The sequence below is a fragment of the Psychromonas sp. CNPT3 genome (assembly GCF_000153405.2).
Classification (GTDB): domain Bacteria; phylum Pseudomonadota; class Gammaproteobacteria; order Enterobacterales; family Psychromonadaceae; genus Psychromonas.
Map to the genome: position 1 here is coordinate 911993 of NC_020802.1, position 20254 is coordinate 932246.

At 39.1% G+C, this 20254-nt stretch carries 21 protein-coding genes; 10 read left to right on the forward strand and 11 right to left on the reverse strand.

The annotated features are described in order from the left end of the window. The first annotated feature begins 1 nt into the window (after position 1). From thrB to tesB, 3 genes are all read left to right on the forward strand, one after another. Complete coding sequence (thrB, locus tag PCNPT3_RS03975; protein WP_015464580.1) at positions 2–961, forward strand: homoserine kinase; 960 nt, start codon at positions 2–4, stop codon at positions 959–961. After that, complete coding sequence (gene thrC, locus PCNPT3_RS03980) at positions 958–2235, forward strand: threonine synthase (protein WP_015464581.1); 1278 nt, start codon at positions 958–960, stop codon at positions 2233–2235. Before thrB ends, thrC begins: the two co-directional genes overlap by 4 nt. A gap of 65 nt (positions 2236–2300) precedes the next feature. Continuing rightward, positions 2301–3182, forward strand: coding sequence for an acyl-CoA thioesterase II (gene tesB, locus PCNPT3_RS03985; protein ID WP_015464582.1), 882 nt, complete (start codon positions 2301–2303; stop codon positions 3180–3182). Between the two features lie 84 nt (positions 3183–3266). On the opposite strand, the gene grcA is transcribed toward tesB, so the two are convergent. Next, positions 3267–3647, reverse strand: coding sequence for an autonomous glycyl radical cofactor GrcA (gene grcA, locus PCNPT3_RS03990; RefSeq protein ID WP_015464583.1), 381 nt, complete (start codon positions 3645–3647; stop codon positions 3267–3269). A gap of 335 nt (positions 3648–3982) precedes the next feature. Here grcA and ung point away from each other — a divergent pair, with 335 nt between their 5' ends. After that, positions 3983–4633, forward strand: coding sequence for a uracil-DNA glycosylase (gene ung, locus PCNPT3_RS03995; protein WP_015464584.1), 651 nt, complete (start codon positions 3983–3985; stop codon positions 4631–4633). 60 nt (positions 4634–4693) lie between these two features. Here the strand turns inward: ung and ruvX are convergent, their stop codons facing one another. From ruvX to rsmE, 4 genes are all read right to left on the reverse strand, one after another. Further along, positions 4694–5143, reverse strand: a complete 450-nt coding sequence (gene ruvX, locus PCNPT3_RS04000) for a Holliday junction resolvase RuvX (protein WP_015464585.1) — start codon at positions 5141–5143, stop codon at positions 4694–4696. Beyond that, positions 5140–5763, reverse strand: coding sequence for a YqgE/AlgH family protein (locus PCNPT3_RS04005; RefSeq protein WP_015464586.1), 624 nt, complete (start codon positions 5761–5763; stop codon positions 5140–5142). Before PCNPT3_RS04005 ends, ruvX begins: the two co-directional genes overlap by 4 nt. Positions 5764–5986: 223 nt before the next feature. Continuing rightward, positions 5987–6934, reverse strand: a complete 948-nt coding sequence (gshB, locus tag PCNPT3_RS04010) for a glutathione synthase (protein ID WP_015464587.1) — start codon at positions 6932–6934, stop codon at positions 5987–5989. Between the two features lie 21 nt (positions 6935–6955). Continuing rightward, positions 6956–7684 carry a 16S rRNA (uracil(1498)-N(3))-methyltransferase gene (gene rsmE, locus PCNPT3_RS04015; protein ID WP_041771397.1) on the reverse strand — a complete coding sequence of 243 codons (729 nt, stop codon included), beginning with the start codon at positions 7682–7684 and terminating at the stop codon, positions 6956–6958. A gap of 469 nt (positions 7685–8153) precedes the next feature. Here rsmE and PCNPT3_RS04020 point away from each other — a divergent pair, with 469 nt between their 5' ends. From PCNPT3_RS04020 to PCNPT3_RS04030, 3 genes are read left to right on the forward strand one after another with little or no spacing between them, the layout of a single operon-like run. Then, positions 8154–8930, forward strand: a complete 777-nt coding sequence (locus PCNPT3_RS04020; RefSeq protein ID WP_015464589.1) for a threonine/serine ThrE exporter family protein — start codon at positions 8154–8156, stop codon at positions 8928–8930. Next, positions 8930–9394, forward strand: a complete 465-nt coding sequence (locus PCNPT3_RS04025; protein WP_015464590.1) for a threonine/serine exporter family protein — start codon at positions 8930–8932, stop codon at positions 9392–9394. Before PCNPT3_RS04020 ends, PCNPT3_RS04025 begins: the two co-directional genes overlap by 1 nt. A 31-nt stretch (positions 9395–9425) precedes the next feature. Next, on the forward strand, positions 9426–9761 hold the full coding sequence (locus PCNPT3_RS04030; protein ID WP_015464591.1) for a PBPRA1643 family SWIM/SEC-C metal-binding motif protein: 336 nt from the start codon (positions 9426–9428) through the stop codon (positions 9759–9761). Positions 9762–9846: 85 nt separating this feature from the next. On the opposite strand, the gene PCNPT3_RS04035 is transcribed toward PCNPT3_RS04030, so the two are convergent. Beyond that, the gene (locus PCNPT3_RS04035) at positions 9847–10833 is read right to left on the reverse strand and encodes a DUF2333 family protein (protein WP_442852367.1); all 987 of its coding nucleotides are present in this window, start codon (positions 10831–10833) and stop codon (positions 9847–9849) included. A gap of 112 nt (positions 10834–10945) precedes the next feature. Here PCNPT3_RS04035 and folA point away from each other — a divergent pair, with 112 nt between their 5' ends. Continuing rightward, complete coding sequence (gene folA / locus PCNPT3_RS04040) at positions 10946–11434, forward strand: type 3 dihydrofolate reductase (protein WP_015464593.1); 489 nt, start codon at positions 10946–10948, stop codon at positions 11432–11434. 22 nt (positions 11435–11456) lie between these two features. Here folA and PCNPT3_RS04045 read toward each other — a convergent pair whose 3' ends face one another. Genes PCNPT3_RS04045 through lptD form a run of 5 tightly spaced genes read right to left on the reverse strand, consistent with a single transcriptional unit; the run spans position 11457 to position 17800 of the window. Beyond that, positions 11457–12269: a symmetrical bis(5'-nucleosyl)-tetraphosphatase gene (locus PCNPT3_RS04045; RefSeq protein WP_015464594.1), complete on the reverse strand. Its 813-nt coding sequence runs from the start codon at positions 12267–12269 to the stop codon at positions 11457–11459. After that, positions 12269–13087, reverse strand: a complete 819-nt coding sequence (gene rsmA / locus PCNPT3_RS04050; protein WP_015464595.1) for a 16S rRNA (adenine(1518)-N(6)/adenine(1519)-N(6))-dimethyltransferase RsmA — start codon at positions 13085–13087, stop codon at positions 12269–12271. The genes PCNPT3_RS04045 and rsmA overlap by 1 nt, the downstream gene beginning before the upstream one ends. 54 nt (positions 13088–13141) lie before the next feature. Then, the gene (gene pdxA / locus PCNPT3_RS04055) at positions 13142–14152 is read right to left on the reverse strand and encodes a 4-hydroxythreonine-4-phosphate dehydrogenase PdxA (protein ID WP_015464596.1); all 1011 of its coding nucleotides are present in this window, start codon (positions 14150–14152) and stop codon (positions 13142–13144) included. Then, the gene (locus PCNPT3_RS04060) at positions 14149–15459 is read right to left on the reverse strand and encodes a peptidylprolyl isomerase (protein ID WP_041771398.1); all 1311 of its coding nucleotides are present in this window, start codon (positions 15457–15459) and stop codon (positions 14149–14151) included. The genes pdxA and PCNPT3_RS04060 overlap by 4 nt, the downstream gene beginning before the upstream one ends. 10 nt (positions 15460–15469) lie before the next feature. Further along, positions 15470–17800 (reverse strand): LPS assembly protein LptD, encoded by a 2331-nt coding sequence (lptD, locus tag PCNPT3_RS04065; protein WP_015464598.1) that lies wholly within the window; start codon positions 17798–17800, stop codon positions 15470–15472. A 211-nt stretch (positions 17801–18011) separates the two neighbouring features. Here lptD and djlA point away from each other — a divergent pair, with 211 nt between their 5' ends. Together djlA and dapD are read left to right on the forward strand one after the other, a co-directional pair. Next, positions 18012–18818: a co-chaperone DjlA gene (gene djlA / locus PCNPT3_RS04070; protein ID WP_015464599.1), complete on the forward strand. Its 807-nt coding sequence runs from the start codon at positions 18012–18014 to the stop codon at positions 18816–18818. A gap of 358 nt (positions 18819–19176) precedes the next feature. After that, complete coding sequence (dapD, locus tag PCNPT3_RS04075) at positions 19177–20205, forward strand: 2,3,4,5-tetrahydropyridine-2,6-dicarboxylate N-succinyltransferase (protein ID WP_015464600.1); 1029 nt, start codon at positions 19177–19179, stop codon at positions 20203–20205. The last annotated feature ends 49 nt before the right edge of the window (positions 20206–20254 follow it).

Sequence of the window (20254 nt, forward strand, 5' to 3'; positions counted from 1 at the left end):
TATGTCTATTGTAGTTTATGCGCCCGCATCAAGTGCCAATATAAGTGTGGGTTTTGATGCGTTAGGTGCTGCGATGACGCCAATAAATGCAACGCATTTAGGTGACAGAGTACAAATAGGCTCTGCTGAGGTTGCCTTTGATTTCTCATCAATCGGGCCATTTGCACATAAATTGCCACAACCCCCACAGCAAAATATTGTGGTTGATTGTTATGAGGCATTTAAAGAGGCTTTACTTGCGACGGACGTAACGTTATTACCTGTTTCAATGGTGCTCGAAAAAAACTTGCCGGTGGGCAGTGGGCTCGGTTCAAGTTCGAGTTCAATTGTGGCCGCCTTAGTCGCACTCAATGCTTGGCATAAGTACCCGCTAGATGAGATAACGCTACTCGGGTTAATGGGGGCGATGGAAGGTAAAATTAGTGGTGGCGTTCATTATGATAATGTGGCGCCGTCATATCTTGGTGGAATGCAACTGATGATCATGGAAAATAATGTGATCAGTCAAAAAATACCGTCTTTTAAAGATTGGTATTGGGTACTTGCTTATCCGGGTACCTCTATATCAACCGCGGGTGCGCGCGATATTTTACCGAAACAATACTCACTTGCGGATACATTAACCTATGGCAGACGTTTAAGTGCGTTTGTGCATGCGAGTTATACGCAGCAAGCTTCCATGGCTGCAAAACTGTTGCAAGAAGATGTCATTGCAGAAAACTATCGCGCCCAACTTATCCCGGGTTTTCTTGCTGCGAAAACATTTTCAAAGCGTTGTGGGGCACTCGCCATGGGGATATCAGGATCGGGGCCGACTATTTTTAGTGTCTTTAATGATATTAAAAAAGCACAGGAAATGGAGCAGTGGTTAATTAACAATTTCCTTCAAAATGAAGAAGGTTTTTGTCATGTTTGTCAGCTTGACGAACAAGGCGCACATGTATTCGAAGGGAAATTATGAAACTATATAATATTAAAGACAGATCAGAGCAAGTTAATTTTGAGCAAGCATTAAAGCAAGGACTGGGCCGCTATCAAGGTTTGTTTTTTCCTGATTCAATTAAAAAACTCGATAACTTAGCCTCTTTGTTACGCATGGAGTTAGTGCCTCGTTCAAGTGCAATATTAGCGCATATGTTGGGCGGTGAAGTCAGTAAAGATGTTTTAGATGCGATATTAGAAAAAGCCTTTACCTTCCCCGCACCGGTCGTCAAAGTGAGTGAAAATATTCATGCCTTAGAGCTTTTCCATGGGCCGACACTTGCTTTTAAAGATTTTGGTGGGCGCTTTATGGCGCAGTGTTTAGCCCAATTTAATGCGGGTAAAAAAACCACTATATTAACGGCGACATCGGGTGATACAGGGGCTGCTGTCGCACATGCGTTTTTTGAAATGGAAAATGTAAATGTGGTGATCTTATATCCCAAAGGTAAAATCAGTGTGATGCAAGAGAAGCTGTTTTGTACTTTGGGTAAAAATATTACAACATTGGCAATAGAGGGTACGTTTGATGATTGCCAAGCAATAGTGAAACAGGCCTTTGATGATCAAGAATTACGTGAAGCAATCGCCTTAAATTCTGCAAATTCGATTAATATTAGCCGAATATTGGCCCAAATTTGTTATTATTTTGAAGCGTTTGCGCAATTAGATGCGAAGCAACGTGAAAACCTAGTAATATCGGTGCCCAGTGGTAATTTTGGCGATTTAACGGCAGGTTTGCTTGCTAAAGCATTAGGCTTACCGGTAAAACGTTTTATCGCTGCTACAAACAGTAATGATACGGTGCCACGTTATTTAAAAACAAAATCGTGGACGCCACGACAAACATTGGCAACGTTATCAAATGCAATGGATGTCAGCGCGCCTAATAACTGGCCTCGGATTGAAGAATTATTTAATGTGCAGGGTTGGCCTTTAGAGTGCTTAGGTTATGGCGTGACAACAGATTCTCAAACTATCGATGCGTTACGTGAGTTAGATGCGTTAGGTTATTTATGTGAGCCTCATGGCGCAATCGCGTACGCGGAGCTAACAAAACAGTTGCAACCCGGAGAAACAGGGTTATTCTTATGTACCGCACACCCTGCGAAATTCAAAGAGAGCGTTGAAGATATTTTAGGCAATCATGTCGAGCTTCCCGAAGCCTTAGCGTCATGTGCGGATCTTCCTTTATTGTCTCAAGACTTTGGTGCTGATTTTAGTGCGATACGTGAATTTTTAATGGCGATGTAAAATATTAAAGAGTAGATTATAAAAAGAGCGAATAATATCTTATTCGCTCTTTTTTTGGAGTAAAAATGAGTAAAGTATTAAAAGATCTATTAAAACAATTAAGCTTAGAGAAATTAGAAGAAAATTTATTTAGGGGGGAAAGCCAAGATTTAGGTTTAGGCATTGTTTTTGGTGGACAAGTGATGGGACAAGCACTTTGCGCTGCAAAAGAAACGGTGCGTAGCGAGCAGCAAGTGCATTCTTTCCATTCTTATTTTTTACTCTCTGGACAAGTTGATAAACCCATCGTTTACGATGTTGAGCGTATCCGAGATGGAAAGTCGTTGTCAATCCGCCGGGTTAGGGCGATTCAAAATGGTAACGTATTATTTTATATGACCGCTTCTTTTAAAGAAAAGGAGAGTGGTTTTGAGCATCAAGATGTGATGCCTGATGTCCCTAAACCGGAAAGTCTTATTTCGGAACAAGATATGGCTTTAATGCATTCTGATCTTTTGCCTGAGGGGATTTGTGAGAAATTAGTCGCGGAAAAGCCGATTGAAATGCGTCCTGTCACTTTTGTTCATCCTATCGAACCTGTGAGTTCACCTGCGAAGCGTTTTGTTTGGTTTAAAGCCAATGGTAAAATGCCAGAAGATTTGTGTGTGCATCGCTATTTATTAGCTTACGCGTCTGATTTTAATTTTCTTCCTACGGCGTTACAACCCCACGGCATTGCTTTTTTTGATCCTAATATGCAGGTGGTAACGATAGATCACGCCATGTGGTTCCATCATGATTTTAGTTTAGATCAGTGGCTTTTGTATGCGGTTGAAAGCACGGTTGCTTCAGATGGACGAGGACTCGTCCGTGGACAGTTTTTCACGCAAGAAGGCTTGTTGGTCGCATCAACCATTCAAGAAGGTTTGATCCGTAAGAGAAATAAGAAAAGTAGCGTTGACGCCTAATTTTATTTTTAAGTTAAAAAAAGAAGCCGATGGCTTCTTTTTTTTTGCTCTCATAAAATAGGGAACAATAGAATCATTTGAGCATTACATTTTTTCTGTAAATGTACGCGTTAGTACATCTTGTTGTTGCTCTGGCGTTAATGAGTTAAAACGCACTGCATATCCAGAAACACGAATAGTTAATTGTGGGTAGTTTTCTGGGTGCTTGATAGCATCTTCTAACGTTTCACGACGTAAAACATTCACGTTTAAGTGTTGACCACCTTCTTGTGCCGCAGGTGCTTGAATCGCAATTTCTTTATATTCAATGTGTCCAAGATCTTTGATAGCAATAACTTGATCTTCTACATAAGCATTGTCTTTAACACATAAGCAACGTGCTTTAGAATTTGCTTCATCTAATAACCAAAATGAATTAAGCAGAGAAGGATTTTCAGATTTAGTGATTTGAATACCAAAAGCCATAATAAGCTCCTTTTAAAAGTAAAAGATAAAATATGTCATTTAGTTACAAGCATGTAAATAATTTAAACATATAGGTCTATATAATAAATCTGAATTTATTATATGGCGTGATTGAATTGATGTAAATCAATAATCACATATTATTTTTGTGGGATTTGTGGCTTTTTATTGAGCAGTATCAATGCAAATTTTAAATGTGCAATTATACGGGATTTTGTGTTTGTTTTATTAGGATCATTATTTATTTTAGCTGCTTTTTGTTAATATGATGTTGATAACTGAAAAAGAGTGTCTGCAGACGTATTCTTTTATAATAAGAGAAAAAGGAGAGTAAGGTGAATTGGGATGATTTTATTAAGCAACAAAGTAGTCTTGCTTATTACCAAGATTTACACGTGTTTTTAAAGCAGCAGGAAGCACTTGAAAAAAGTATTTTTCCTGACAAAGAATTACGCTTTAATGCGTTAACGTTGACACCTTTAGATAAAATTCGCGTGGTTATTTTAGGCCAAGATCCATATCATGGTGAAGGGCAGGCGCACGGACTGAGTTTTTCGGTACCTGAAAACGTGAAGATTCCACCCTCGTTACGTAATATTTATAAAGAATTAGAAAGCAGTATAAGTGGCTTTGAAGTTCCCTTATCAGGTGATTTGACGCATTGGGCGAAGCAAGGCGTATTATTACTTAATGCCGTGCTGAGTGTTGAAAAATCAAAGGCAGGTAGTCATGCTAAAAAAGGCTGGGAAGTATTTACCGATAATATCATCCGAGAAATTAATGACTCTCAATGTGGTGTGATATTTTTACTCTGGGGAAATTATGCGCAACAAAAAGCCGCTTTGATTGATCCCATAAAGCATCATATTTTAACATCAAGTCATCCATCTCCTTTATCTGCTTATCGAGGTTTTTTAGGTTGTCAGCATTTTAAGCAAGTGAATGAATTATTGAGTACGCAAAACAAAGATCCTATACATTGGTAAAAATAAAAAGCCCTCATGAAGAGGGCTTAAAAAAGTCTAATATCGTCTCTTCTTCACGTTTTATGAAGGGATCACATATTGGCTCATCCAACTCTCAAGTATTAAAGCCGCTGAAACGCTGTCTATCTTGCCTTTATCTAGCGCTTTATAGCCACCGAGTTCAAAGATAAATTCTTTGGCACTGGCGGTGGTTAAACGTTCATCTTGTAATGCGATTTTAACGCCAAAACGGCCATGTAAACGATTTGCAAATTTTTTGGCGCGTTGGGTAATGTATTGCTCTGTGCCATCCATATTAAGAGGTAAACCGATGATAAGCATATCGGGTTGCCATTCTTTAATAAGTTGTTCTAAATTATCCCAATTAGGAATTCCATTTTGCGCTTTAATTGCCAGTAGAGGCTGAGCGGTCATTGTGATCATTTGCCCTGTCGCAATACCGATACTTTTGCTACCAAAATCAAATCCCATCAGAGATTTTAGGGGTTTTTCTAACTCTTTTTCTATCATGCGTGTCCTGTTGTGCTACTTAACTGCTCTGGCGAGATACCTAAACGGCGTAATGATTCTGTCCAGCGTAGCTCGACGGGGATATCAAAAATAATATCATTTTCGCTCTTTATCGTGAGCCAATGATTGTCTTGCATTTCTTGCTCTAATTGACCTGAGCTCCAACTTGAATAGCCGAGCGTGACCATGTAATTATCGGGCGCGCGATCGGTGCCCAATATAGATAAAACAGCATTAGAATTAGACATTAATAAATCGTCATTTAATTGCGTACTTTGCGAGCTATCAGCAATGGGGCTATGCAATACAAATCCGCGTTCAAGCTCTAAGGGGCCACCGAGATAGACGGATTGCGTCAGCGGGGGCTGCGGTTGATGTTTGATAGTATCAACATTTTTGAGTAAGTCTTGTATGCTCAATTTCACCGGGAAATTAATAATAAAGCCCATTGCACCTTGCGCGTCATGTTCACAAAGATAGACAACAGACTGTTTAAAGTAAGGATCTGTTAATGTGGGCATCGCAATTAAAAAATGATCTTTAAGCGTACTTAAAATCGTTGTTTTTTGGCTGCTTACATGCAGATCTGTCCTGCTATTCTGTGTGTTTTTATCTTTCATATGAGCCCCTTATAAGGTGCAATATGTTAATGAGTACTTTAATACAAAAAGAACTAAAAAGTGATCCGTCTAGCTTTAAAAATTATCCCTACCTGCGTTGTAAGTTTTGAAGTGAGAACAACTATCTCCTACAACTCACGCCTTGTTAGTGCTAATTTTTCTTGCGTAATATACGACCACTTAATTAATTCCATTGCTATAAGTATGGCAAAAAAATAACAAGTTATCGTACTCGTTTTTCAATCGCATCCATTAATTTACCTGCAATATTTGTTCCGTAAGCTTTATCTATCTCTTGAATGCAGGTTGGGCTGGTGACATTTATCTCCGTAATTTTATCCCCAATCACATCGAGACCAACAAAAATAAGGCCTTTTTCTTTTAATTTAGGGCCGATAGAGTTGGCGATATGCCAATCGGATTCAGACAATGGCTGCGCTACGCCACGTCCTCCCGCAGCTAAGTTTCCACGTGTTTCACCTTTTGCTGGAATACGCGCAAGTGCATAAGGCATTGGCTCACCATCAACAATTAAGATGCGTTTATCCCCTTGTGTAATTTCGGGAATAAAAGCCTGTGCCATACAATAACGACTTTCATGCTCAGTCAGTGTTTCGATGATCACACCTAAATTCGCATCATTTTCTTTAATTCGGAAAATAGATGCGCCACCCATACCATCGAGCGGTTTTAAAATAACATCACGATGTTTTTGATGAAATTCACGGATTTTTTTAGCATTACGAGTCACTAATGTTTCAGGTGTAAATTCATTAAACCACGCAGTAAATAACTTTTCATTTGCATCGCGTAAACTTTGAGGTTTGTTGACGATCAAACAGCCTTCTTCTTCTGCGCGTTCCAGTAAATAGGTCGCATAAATATATTCAGTATCAAACGGTGGATCTATACGCATGAGCAGAGCATCTAAATCAGCAAGAGGGTGGTCAATAGGAGCCTCTAATTGATAAAAATCATTTTCTTTACGTTGTACGCTGAGCTTTTTACTCTCTACAAAACAGCGTCCATTTTCTAAGTACAGATCTTTCATGGTGATATAGTAAAGTTCCCAACCACGTGACTGCGCTTCTAAAAGCATGGCAAAACTTGAATCTTTATGAATGTTTATATTTTCGATGGGATCCATCAAAATACCAATTTTAATGCTCATATATGTTCCTTTTTTTCAAATTTAGGCTAAATCGCCAAAACGAAATTGTAATGCGCTAATAGCAGTTAGTGTTGCTGTTTCTGTGCGTAATACGCGTGGGCCTAATAATGTTTCGGTAAAATTAAGTGTTTTGGTTAAATTAATTTCGCCATCACTTAAGCCACCTTCAGGGCCGATCAGTAGGCGTATATTACTGATATTATCGGGCAATGTTTTAATGCTTAACAATGCGCGCGGGTGCAGAGTGAGCTGCAGGGCATCTGTTGATTGTGTACACCATTGTTGCATCTGTTGTGGCGGGTGCACAATGGGAACGATATTTCGTCCTGATTGTTCGCAAGCTGCGATAGCTATTTTTTGCCATTGTTGGTGTTTTTTGGCCATACGTTCGACATTTACTTTTACGCCACAACGCTCACTAAGCAGAGGCGTTATCTCATTAACACCAAGCTCTACGGACTTTTGAATAATAAACTCCATGCGTTCACCACGGGAGATAACTTGCCCTAAATGCAAATGCAGTGGGCTTTCATTGTCTGTTTGCGTAAAAGCCGTTATTTTCACCGTGCAACTGCGTTTTTTTACGTTTATTAAGGTGGCGGTAAATTGTCCACCTAAGCCATTAAAAAGAATGATATTAAGGCCTTCTTTAAGACGCAAAACATGTATATGTTGAGCGACATTGTCTGCAAGTTCAAACTCGTTATGGAGACTAAAAGATTGCGGATCGTAAAATCTAGGATAGCGCATAATTGAATGTCTATTTATTGATGGTAAAAGATGATTATAAATGAAAATAGGCGATAAATTTTTTTTATTTATAATACGGGTGAATAATTTTAACTGCAAAATGCTAAGCTATTAGTCAATGTATCGTTGCATACTCACATGCATCCAGCAATATGAGCCCTGTGCACAGGATGCTCGAATAGTATTGGTGCGTTGCAACCAATGCAAAGGCAATACGATTAACAAGCGGTGCGCCTTGAATTGTTATAGCAAAGGAATTAATTAAGCTTCCATGTATTGCGCAGGAAAAATTAACACTAGCAATGCGGATCTCCTTTTCAGTTCCTTTGGTATTATCATCAAAGAGGCGGAGAAAGCAGATGAGAGAACATGGGTATATGTGCATTTAAAAAAGGGATAAATAAAAATAATTTCAAGAGTCCCTTTTGTGAGTAACAACCAACTATTTAGAAATAAGGATGTTTAATTAATGGTCTTAAGCCGTGAAGAGCAAATCGAGTTAACACGCATCGCAATAAAAGCAGGACAAATACTGCTGCAACACGGCGCCGAAAGCCGCTTAGTGGAGCAAACTACGCAGCGCATAGGCATTGCCTTAGGCGCATCGAGTATCGAACTTTCGGTAAGCTCTGATGCGATTGTTTTGACCAGTTTATTTGGTGAAGATTGTGTCACCACAACACGTCGTTGCTATGATCGAGGCATTAATATGCAAATGGTCTGTGAAGTGCAACGTATTTGTTTGATGTTAGAAAAAAAATTGTTAGATATTAGTCAAGTAAAAGAGCGTTTAAATCGTTTAAAGCCTTATAAATACAATCGTTATTTGGTGATTTTTATGATTGGTTTATCGTGTTCAAGCTTTAGTCATTTTTTTGGTGGCGACTGGCAGGTTTATCTGACGACTTTTTTCGCATCAAGTATCGCTATGTTTTTTCGTCAAGAGTTGGCAGCCCGGCACCACAATCCTTTTGTGATTTTTGCTATCTCTGCTTTTTCAGCAACCTCGATTGCAAGTCTGGGTGTTTTTTTTGAATTTGGAGAGAAACCTCAAATTGCAATGGCCGCCTCCGTGTTACTTTTAGTGCCAGGGTTTCCCTTTATAAATGCGGTTTCTGATGTCCTTAAAGGTTATATTAATACGGGAATAGCGCGCTGGGTCTTTGCTACATTACTTACAATAAGCGTCTCTTTTGGGATTGTTATCTCAATGCTACTAACCGGCGTATCAGGGTGGATCCACTAATGGAGTTATTTACATTATTTATAATCGATGCTTGGTTTGCATGGATCCCTGCCGTTGGTTTTGCCATGGTCTTTAATGTCCCCCGGAAAATGCTTATTTATTGTGCCATTGGTGGCGCGTTTGCGCACAGTTTACGTTTTTTATTAATGACATCGGGCGTGCCCATTGAAGGCGCTACATTTTTAGCCTCAAGTGCCATGGGATTTTTAGGTTTATATTGGTCGCGTAAGCATCTTATACCTCGGCCTGTATTTACAGTTGCCTCCGTGATCCCTATGATCCCGGGTGGTTTTGCATTTACGACAGTGATAGGCTTGATGGAACTTAATTCATCAGGTTATAGTCCCGAAATAATGGCAATCATTACTGAAAACGGGCTACGCACGCTGTTTATTTTAAGCGCATTAAGTTTTGGTCTTGCTCTACCGTCCATTTTGATTTACCGCGGCAGGCCAATAGTATAAACTGCGCCTCATTAATATTGAGGATATCAAGATGTCAGATAAATTTTTCTTTAAAGGTAGAAAAACGAAGAAACCTAAGCACACTAGCTGTGGTTTTAATACGAAGCGCGAACTTAAATCAGGTAGTGAAGATGCGCCATTACAATTGAGTGTGCAAACACAAGAGCGTAAAGAAGAAGTGTTATTACTGCTAAAAGAGCATGAACTCTTTGCAAGTATTGAAGTGAATGCTGATAGGGATGAAAATATTGAGCCGTTACATTATTTTTTAAATAAGCCCCAAACAGTGAGCGTGCAAGCTACGCCAAAACGTAATGCACTTTGCCCTTGTGGTAGCGGTAAAAAATATAAAAAATGTTGTGCTTAAGCGCATTATTAATATCGTATAAAAAAAGAGATCTGTCATACCGACGAGATCTCTTTTTTTTACTTTTTTTTGTCGAACTCTTTTATTAGCCTTGCTCGAGTAAACTGCGTAAATCAATGAGGGCAGCATTGGCGCGCGATACATAATTTGCCATTACTAATGAATGATTCGCTAATAGACCAAAACCATCACCATTAAGTACCATAGGGCTCCAAAGGGTTTCTTGCGTACCTTCAAGATCGCGTATGATTTGTTTTAAACTTACCTGTGCATTTTTCTTTTTGAGTACATCCGCAAAATCAATTTCAGCCGCTTTTAAAAATTGTAAAATTGCCCAAGTCGCGCCTTTACTTTCATAAAAAACATCATCAATTTTTAACCAATCTGTTTTAATTTGTGCATTTGTAGCGGTTTTTGTGGATTGCTTCGCGCTCGGATCGCCAGCTAAAGAAATATCGTATTGGTCTTGGCCAACACTGGCACTTAAATGTTGGGAAATAGAGCCTAAACGTTTCTCAACTTTGCGTAACCAATCGGCTAAGTTATCCGCACGGGTATAAAATTGAGCATTAGGTGCTTCATGGGTAACCAACTGTGAGCGGTAGTGTTTTAGGGCTTTTATGGCATCTTTATATTCACCTTCGGCGCTTGGAAATAGCCAACTTTTATGTGAAATATTTAATTTGCTCTGCGCTTTTTCTAAATCTTTATTGACGCTAGATTGCGATTGTGAACGGCTAAAGTCCAAACGCATGACCAAGGCTAAATCGCGTACTTGTTCTAAAACACCGTATTCAAATGCGGGCATATTGTCCATCATTAAGCTCGGTGGCATCATGTCATTACTTAAAAAACCACCGGGCTTCTCAAGTAACCACTCTGTGACATCAATTAAAGTCGAGACGGTCGTGTAGCCTACAACAATCGTTTGCTGCTCCTGTTTTGCTGTTTGTTTGGTTTTTTCAAAAACATTATAAGCATCAGGCATTTGTCCCCACCAAATGGAGATAGCAAAAAGAGTAAAGGCAATAATGACAGTCACACTGAGGATCGATTTTTTTCCTAACATAATTTTTATGCACCATTTTAATAAAGGATTAACTTAGCATAACAAAAGCATGAAATATTATGCATCAATTAAGTAAATATTTTGTTAATCTGAGCAAAAAATTATAAGGAATAAGATGAAGATATCAATGATCGCTGCCATGGCTGCGGATAGAGTGATTGGTTTAGACAATAAAATGCCTTGGCATTTACCGGCTGATCTGGCATTTTTTAAAAAAGTGACATTAGGAAAACCGGTGATCATGGGTAGAAAAACCTATCAATCGATAGGATTTCCATTACCGGGGCGACAAAATATCGTACTTAGCCGAGATACCACGTTGCGTATAGAAGGGGTGGTGTGTGTACAAAGCATGACGCAAGCATTAGCACTTGTTGAAGATGCAACTGAGGTTATGATCATTGGTGGAGCGAGTCTCTATGAAAAATATTTAGAACAAGTTGATTGCCTTTATTTAACCTTTATTGAGCTTAAAGTCGCCGGTGATACTTATTTTCCTGATTATGAAAAACAAGGGTCGTGGAAGGAAGTAGCACGTGATGTGCATTTGAAAGATACTAAAAACGGCTATAACTATCAATTTGTGACGTTCGAGCGAGTATAATGCTTTTGCAACGCATTTTTAGCTAGATTGATGCGGGGCATGAAAATAGTTTTTTATCGTGCCAGCGTAGCATGCTTAAATACCCACCCCAAACGCAGCCAGTATCTAACGCGTAGATGTTAGTTTTGGTTACCTTGCCCTGTAAGGCTGCCCAGTGTCCGAATATAATGCTATTACTTTGGCTATGCTCGTTAAGTTCATACCAAGGTTTAAGCTCGTGAGCATTATTTTTTTCAGGAGGGAGCTTATTTTTAAAGTCAAGACTGCCATTAAGGTAACAGTAGCGCATACGTGTAAAAACACTGATAATAAAGCGGATGCGAGCATCCCCTTGTAATGTTGCAGACCATTTACTGGGTGCATTACCATACATAGTTTGCAGTACATGTTTAAAATCATCCGCACAAAGCGCATGTTGCGCTTCTGTCGCTAACTTTTCCGCTTCATGGGTAGACCATTGCGGTAATATACCCGCATGCACCATCATAAAATTAAATTTGGGATGGCGCAGTAACAGTGGCTGTTTACGTAACCAATCTAATAATTCATGACAATCGGGTGCATTTAAAATAGCATCCACGTTATCTTGTGGTGTTGCACTTTGCACGCCTTGCCATATCGCCAGTAAATGTAGATCGTGATTACCTAATATTATTTTTGCGGCATTGCCAAGGTTTTTGACAAAGCGCAATGTCGAAAGAGAGTCTGGGCCACGTGCAACAAGGTCGCCCGTTAGCCATAATTCATCTTCTTTTTTATTAAAATTAGCCAGCACTAAAAGCTGCTTTAATTCATTAAAACAGCCATGTACATCACCGACGATATAAGTTGCCATTATATTGCAGCTTTCTCTTTACGATCGGTTACATAGTTTGCTAAGCGCACATATTCTTCAACGCTCACATTCTCAGCGCGTTTAGTATGATCAACATTTAACAATTGTAATTCTTCAACGCTTAATAATTCACGTAGTCCATTACGAATCGTTTTACGACGTTGATTAAAGGCCATAGAGCAGACTTGATTCAACGCTTTTAAGCTTTTAGCAACAAAAGGAGGCACGTCATAAGGCTCTAAACGTACAACCGCAGAGTCAACCTTAGGTGCTGGAATAAAAGCACTCGGTGGCACTTCAAGCACTGGGATTATTTTGCAATAATACTGTGCCATCACCGTTAGTCTGCCGTAAGCTTTACAGTTAGGTCCGGCGCAAAGACGGTTAACCACTTCTTTTTGCAACATAAAATGCATATCTTTAATTTTATCTGCGTACTCAAAAAGATGGAACATTAAAGGCGTTGATATATTGTAAGGTAAATTACCAAACACGCGCAGCTGCTTCTCTTTACTTGCAAGTAGACTAAAATCAAACTGCAATGCATCTGCTTGGGTAATATTTAGTTTTTTAGAAAGCGTCGGGTGCTTAGCAAGACGATCTGCAAGATCGCGATCTAATTCAATCACATGAAGCGTTTTTACGTGCTCTGCAACAGGCTCGGTTAAAGCGCCGAGTCCAGGCCCAATTTCAACAATATTATCATCATATTGTGGTGAAATTGCCGCCACAATAGAGTCGATGATGTAATCATCGTGTAAAAAGTTTTGTCCAAAACGCTTACGTGCGGTGTGGCCTAAATGGGTTTTATTATTCATGTTTTACTCTTGTTACTTGATTTTATGCGCTTTAGAATACTCTAAATAGTGACGCTATGGATTTATTTTTTTTGTTGTGTTTTGTACCATTCTAATGGCTTCATTCAGAGCACAAAACAAGCTGTTTGCATCAGCAAGACCGCTTCCTGCAATATCTAACGCGGTGCCATGATCAACTGATGTGCGAATGTAAGGTAAGCCCAGTGTGATATTAACGGCCTTACCAAAACCTTTATACTTTAAAACAGGTAGACCCTGATCATGGTACATTGCAAGTACCACATCTGCATCTTTTAAATATTTTTCTTGAAATAAGGTGTCAGCAGGTAAAGGACCGATTAAATCAATGCCCTGTTGACGTAACTGCTGTAATGCAGGCTCTATTATTTTAATTTCTTCCGTGCCCATATGTCCATTCTCACCCGCGTGAGGATTTAAACCACACACATAAATACGCGGTTTTTTTATACCATATTTAATTTTAAGTTCACGTTGTAAAATATGAATAATATGGGTTAAGCGCTCTTTGGTGATGGCATCTGCAATGTCTCTTAGCGGTAAGTGTGTGGTGACTAATGCGACGCGTAAGCCTTCTGTTGCCAGCATCATGACCACTAACTCAGTATTTGATTGCTGCGCAAAAAACTCAGTGTGGCCACTAAAAGCAATGCCAGCATCATTAATAATGCCTTTATGTACAGGGCCAGTTACTAAGGCTGAAAACGCACCCGACAGGCACCCATCATTTGCAAAAGACAACATATCAAGCACGTATTGCGCGTTTTCTTTATCAAGTTGTCCCGTCTTAACTTCTTTTTTTAAAGGGACATGGGCAACATATAATTGACCCAACCCTAATGTTTCTAAGGGCGTATTTAAGGCATAATCAATGAGTTCAATCTGATTATTTAATTGCTTGATACGTATTGCTAATAAATTTTTATCACAACAAATTACGATAGGCAATGACCATGTTTGGCTAGCCAGTGCTTGTACAATATCCATACCAATACCGCTTGGCTCGCCAGCGGTAATAATGATCGGTGCAAATTTTATGCTGTTCATTTTTTTTGCGCCGCGTTTGGCTTATCATTAACTATCTTAATATAAGCTTCTTGACGGATCTCATTCATCCAGGCATACACCTCAGCTGGAAAACGTTGCTTATATAAAATAGAGTAGGCTTTTTGTTTACTGGCTTTTTCAGTGGTATCAGCTTGACGTTTTTCTAATACTTCAAGGATATGCCAGCCATGCATCGTATGAAAGGGTTTACTTATCTCACCAATACGTAATGACTGCGCTCTGTCTCTAAATTCAGGTACATACATATTGGGATCTGCCCAGCCTAAATTACCGCCTTTTACTGCTGATCCAGGATCTTGTGAGTGCGCGCGCGCAAGCTCTGCAAAGTTTGCTTTACCCTCTAATATTTCTTGGCGATAGGTGTTGAGTAATAATTTTGCTTTTTTATCACTTAAAATAATATTAGATTTAATTAAAATATGGCGTGCATTGACTTCCAGTGTAGTGGTGTTTTTTATGCCTTTTTTATCAGAAACTTGAATGATACTTAAACCTAGTCGCGTTTTAAAAGGGCCAAGAATATCGCCTTTTTTCGTTTTTAATTCATCAAACTTATCTGCAAATAAACTGGGGATCTCATCGACTGTTCGCCATCCCCAATCGCCGCCGTCTAATGCTTTAGGGCCTTGAGAATATTGACGCGCTAAGCTACTTGCACTTTCACCTTGTGCTAAGCGTTGCATTATTTTTTTTGCTTGTTGCTGTGCGTGTAAAGGGGCATTTGGATCTGTTTTTAAGAGAATGTGAATAAAATGGAACTGCGTATTTTTTTTACCGTCTTTATTTAAACGTTGCACCATTAAATTTATTTCTTGTTCAGAAATGTTAAGGCGTTGACGCACTTGCATTTGACGTATTTCATTGATGGTGAGTTCATTACGAACGCTATCAGAAAAAGCTTGATAACTCTGACCTTTTCGAGAGAGTTCTTGCTGATATTGGGCAATGTTCTTACCCTCTTTTTTTAATATCTGCTGGATGGTTTGATCCACTTGCGCGTTATCAAGGCGCAGACCCATGCGCTCTGCTACTTGTAGCTGTAAGCTGTCATTGATTAATTTATCGAGAATTTGTTGACGCAACTTTTGCTTAGATGGCAGTGCTTGTTGCATTTTTAAATAACGCGCGCGAATATCTTTTTCCATGCGCTTAACATCACTGCTTAAGATCACTTCTTGATTAACAATCGCTTCAATTTGATCTAGATGCTCAGTGCTAGCGACAACGGTGCCACTCAGAAGTATTGTGCAGATCATTGTCACGATTAGGGATTGTATCGATCTCATTTTATATCCATTATTGTAAGTAAAAAGGGCGGCCATAATCAAATAGACTTTCATCTCCATCGGAGTATCCGACGCCACCGAGGCCCATTAGTTCAAAAGTAAGGCTAAAATTTTGTTCGGTTGTATAGTTGTCATTGATGGAAGACAATGGGCCATAATAAGGCGACATGTGCTCTTCATAACTTAAGCCAATTGCCCAGCAACACGATTGATATTTTAGACCCACAATACTTTCAAAAGAGGTATCGTATTCTAAATCATAATAGTAACTGGCGAAAGTGGTCCACTGCGCATTAATAGACCAATTTATTTTAGTGCCTAGTTGGTTGACTTGTAAGTCCTCATTATCGGTTGGTGCAATATAACGGTAATTGAGCTGCGCATAGGTATTATAGAACCAGCGTTTTTCAAAGGTGCTATTAGCGCGCTTGATAATATTATTTTCACTGTCCCATTCTAAGCCACTGTGTAAGAAGTATTTCCCTGCAAAATTAACATCAAATTCGCCAATAATAGAAGAGCTACTGGTGCTTACCCGCGTTTTATCGGGTAATGTTACATCAGACTCCGTAATATAGTAATTTTGACCAATGGCAAAGCGCATTTTCTCTTGCCCCTGCGCATTAAGAAAGCTCGATGATACCCCGAGAGTGAGCTGGTTTGCATCACTAATGCGATCATAGCCGGAGAATTTGTTATCGCGGAAAAGCCCATAATAATCTTGTTGCATTAAGGTTGTATCATAGAGGCCAATGGCAGATTGATCTTGATAAGGCACATATAAGTATTGTATTTGTGGCACCAGCGTTTGTCGATAATCGCTGTTTAAAAAAGTAAAATCGCGTTCAAAATTCACCCCTGAATTTATTTTAAAAGACGGAATAGCGCGTAGCACTTGACTTTCTAAGTCACGATACCAAGAATATTTTTGAGAGAGCGTTGGGATATCTTGCTCATAAAGACTCAGCATATATTTTAACTCGGTATTGATAAATATTGAGTCATAATATAAGGGTAATGATAATTTAGGCTCGATATGAACACGCGTACCGGTATAGACGTTTTCATCATCATGGGTAAAGCGTGAAATTTCGGAATACAAATCAAGTTGTAAACTTTTCCAATTCAAAGGTTGGTATAAATTAAAAGAAAGTTTTGGTAACACTTTATGCGGGCTATCGCCGTTACCTAAAATTTGGAAATTACGAACTTCAAGCTCACTGTTCCAGTTTTTGGTGCGATAGCTTAAATTGGCGGTTTGTAGTAATTGGTTATCACTGCGTTCACCATAAGGGGTATCAATATCACTAAAATAAGAATCATCACTGACGCTTGAATAAGTGGCGTTGAAATTCCAATTTTTAGCAAAACTAACGTTATGATCCCAGTGGTATAGGTAACGTTTATCATCGGTTATTTTATCATTAGCTAAATATTCAGCTTGAAACTTACCACCACCAATATCAAATAAGTAGCGATACTCTGCAGAGAGTAGCGTGCCCCTTTTTTGCATACTTTTCGCCGTAATAGTGGCGTCCATATTCGGGGCTATATTGATATATAAAGGTTGAGAGATGGTAAAACCATTATTAGTCGACAGATCAAAAGAGGGAAAAAGCAAGCCTGTTTTACGCTTATCACTCGTAGGGTAAGTAATATAAGGGAAATAAAAGACTGGCACATCTTTAATGCGCAGCACTGCGTTATAGGCGCTACCGACTTCCTCTTTATTATCAATATAGAGGGTTGTTGCGCTTAATGACCAAGTGTTATCTTCGGGTGGGCACGCGCTGTATGTCGAGTCATTAAGTTCGTATAAATCTTGTCCGTTATCGAAAATGCGCGCAGCGTCACCTCGGCCATTACGTCCATGAAATTGATAATTACTTTGATAAAAAGAGGTTTGATTAGTCTGCATTTCAGTGGCAATGCGTTTTGCATGCAAGGTGACGTTACCATTGACAAATTTTACATCCCCCTCTGCAATGGCGCGTTTGTCTTTTACAAAATAAGTTAATTTATTTGAAGATAAAAATTTATCGTCATGTGTTAGCTCTACATCATCACGATAAACAAGTTTATCGGTTAAACCAAATAAATTGAAGGCACTGATATTAACCGGTAATTGATTCGCGGGTGTCGTTGAGGTGTTAGGGATCACCGCGGGAACATTTCGATAGCATTGGTTGAAAAATTCAAGGGTCGAACGCGAGCTTGTAGCGCGAATGGAGGCGGTTTGCTCTTTATTTTTTTCATGGTTTTCTGGCGTGACAGATAAAGTGGCTGCATTGAGCGTTAAAAAGGGGGACAAAATAATAAATAAAGCGAAAAATTTAAACATTAATTACTCACTGAAACGCCATAAAAAAGAATACATGATGCTTGAAAAATAGAAAACAGAAAGTGCTATCATAAAGCAAACTCTCGGGTGCTCCAATCTTTGTTAACAAATATTCGATTAAATGTCGTTAATTGTGTAAAAAATTGGTAAAAAGACAAATAGTTAGTCAATATACGCTTAATTCATATTAGAACAGAAGGTTTTTAGCATTATGCGAATTTGGGGAAAGATACTCGGCGCTTTTTTTGGTTTTATGTTTGGTCATATTTTCGGGATGTTATTAGGTATTTGGTTAGGGCACCGTTTTGATCGTGCGACGGCGATTAATTTTGATATGCAAAATGGCTTATTTTCGAATACCAATAATAGTCGTGCTCGGCAAAAAATATTTTTTGATACGACCTTTTCGGTAATGGGCCACATGGCCAAATCGAAAGGTCAAGTCACCACCACAGACATTCAAGTTGCCAATGCATACATGGATCAAATGCGCCTGCAAGGTGAGATGCGCGCACAAGCAAAAGCGTCTTTTGCCTTTGGTAAAAACGATAATTTCCCGTTGCAGGAGACGTTGTCTGAATTTGCACAAATGGTGCGAGGTGATCGTAATGTGTTGCAAATGTTTTTGGGGATCCAAATCCAAGTGGCATTTTCAGATGGCGCGATTGATGAAAGTGAAAAAGCGATCCTATACATTATTGCAGAGCAATTAGGCTTTTCACGTTTTGAATTAGATCGTTTACTGCAAATGGTCGAAGGCCAACAACACTATCATCAAGGTCAACGCCAGCAACAATCGCAACAAAGTAGCAGTGATTCCTATAAAATATTGGGTGTTGATGAAAATGTGAGTGACAAAGAGCTTAAACGTGCTTATCGCAAATTAATGAGTCAAAATCACCCAGATAAACTGGCATCGAAAGGTTTACCTGAAGAGATGATGAACTTAGCCAAAGAAAAAACACAAGACATTCAAAAAGCGTATGAATTACTGCGTAAAACTCGCCAGATAAAATAAACGCGAGAGATAATACACCGCCTAGCGAGGTATAAACGCTCCAAATTTTGTCTTTAAAAGATAATAATATAGGACTTATATTATTATCTTTTTTTTGTCTGCTTTTTGAAATGGCATCGAGTCGATGAAAAAGTGAATTTACGATTAATTTTGGTCTTTGTTATATATTTCTTTAAATATACAAACGCCTTCTTTATGATGAAGGCAACTTTTGATATCAATATCAGCTTTAATATCAATACAGATTTTAAGCACAATACCGTTTTTAATTACAATACAACGTTTAATCAAAATACAATTTCTAGTATCAATATACTAATATTGCTACTTTTTTAAATTTCCACATCGGAGCTATCTTATGTCTACATTTGCACTTGCGTTTGGTACGGCCACAAAAAACCGTCAAAACAAAATCATAGAAGTCTTTTATCCTTATCCATTGCTTGCTCCAAGTGATGATTTAGTCGCGATAGTTGGCGCGCTTAGCGGTTATCAAGGCGGTAATGTAACGCTTGAAATAAGTCCTGAAGTAGCAGAGCAACTAAGTGCTGCCTTTAATGGCGCAGATGAAACAAGTAATGCTGACTTTGCTGTGGCAGCTGCTAAATCAACTCAGCCATTAGTGTTAACTATCTTAGAGACGGACGATGCACCAGCAAGTGTGGCGCAGGGGTTTTTAAAGTTACAGCTTATTTCTCATCGTTTAGTAAAACCGCATGCACTGAGCTTAGACGGCATATTTTCTGTATTACATAATATTGCTTGGACAAATAAAGGCCCTATTGATTTACCTGAGCTTGCAGAGCGTCAAATTGAAGCACGTTTAAACGGGGATGTTATCAGCGTTGATTGTGTGGATAAATTCCCTAAAATGGTGGATTACATTGTGCCAGAAGGTGTGCGTATTGCCGATACGTCTCGCGTGCGATTGGGCGCTTATGTGGGTAAGGGCACTACTGTGATGCATGAAGGTTTTATTAACTTTAATGCAGGAACCACCGGCGTTAGTATGGTTGAAGGGCGTATTTCATCAGGGGTTATGGTCGGTGAAGGCTCTGATATTGGTGGCGGTGCATCTATCATGGGTACGTTAAGTGGTGGCGGTAAAGTGGTCGTTAAAATAGGTGAGAATAGCTTATTGGGCGCTAATGCGGGCCTTGGGTTTCCTTTGGGCGACCGTTGTACTATTGAATCGGGCTTATACGTTACTGCGGGATCTAAAGTTAAATTACTTGATAAATCAGGCGCACAAATTGAGATTGTTAAAGCGCGTGACCTTGCGGGGCAAAACGATCTTCTTTTCCGTCGTAATTCCATCACTGGTCAAATTGAATGTTTAGCGAATAAGAGTGCGGTGGAACTAAATAGTATGCTGCATTCAAATTAATTGGTAGCATCGGCAAAACAAGAAAAAAGGCGATGATATCGCCTTTTTT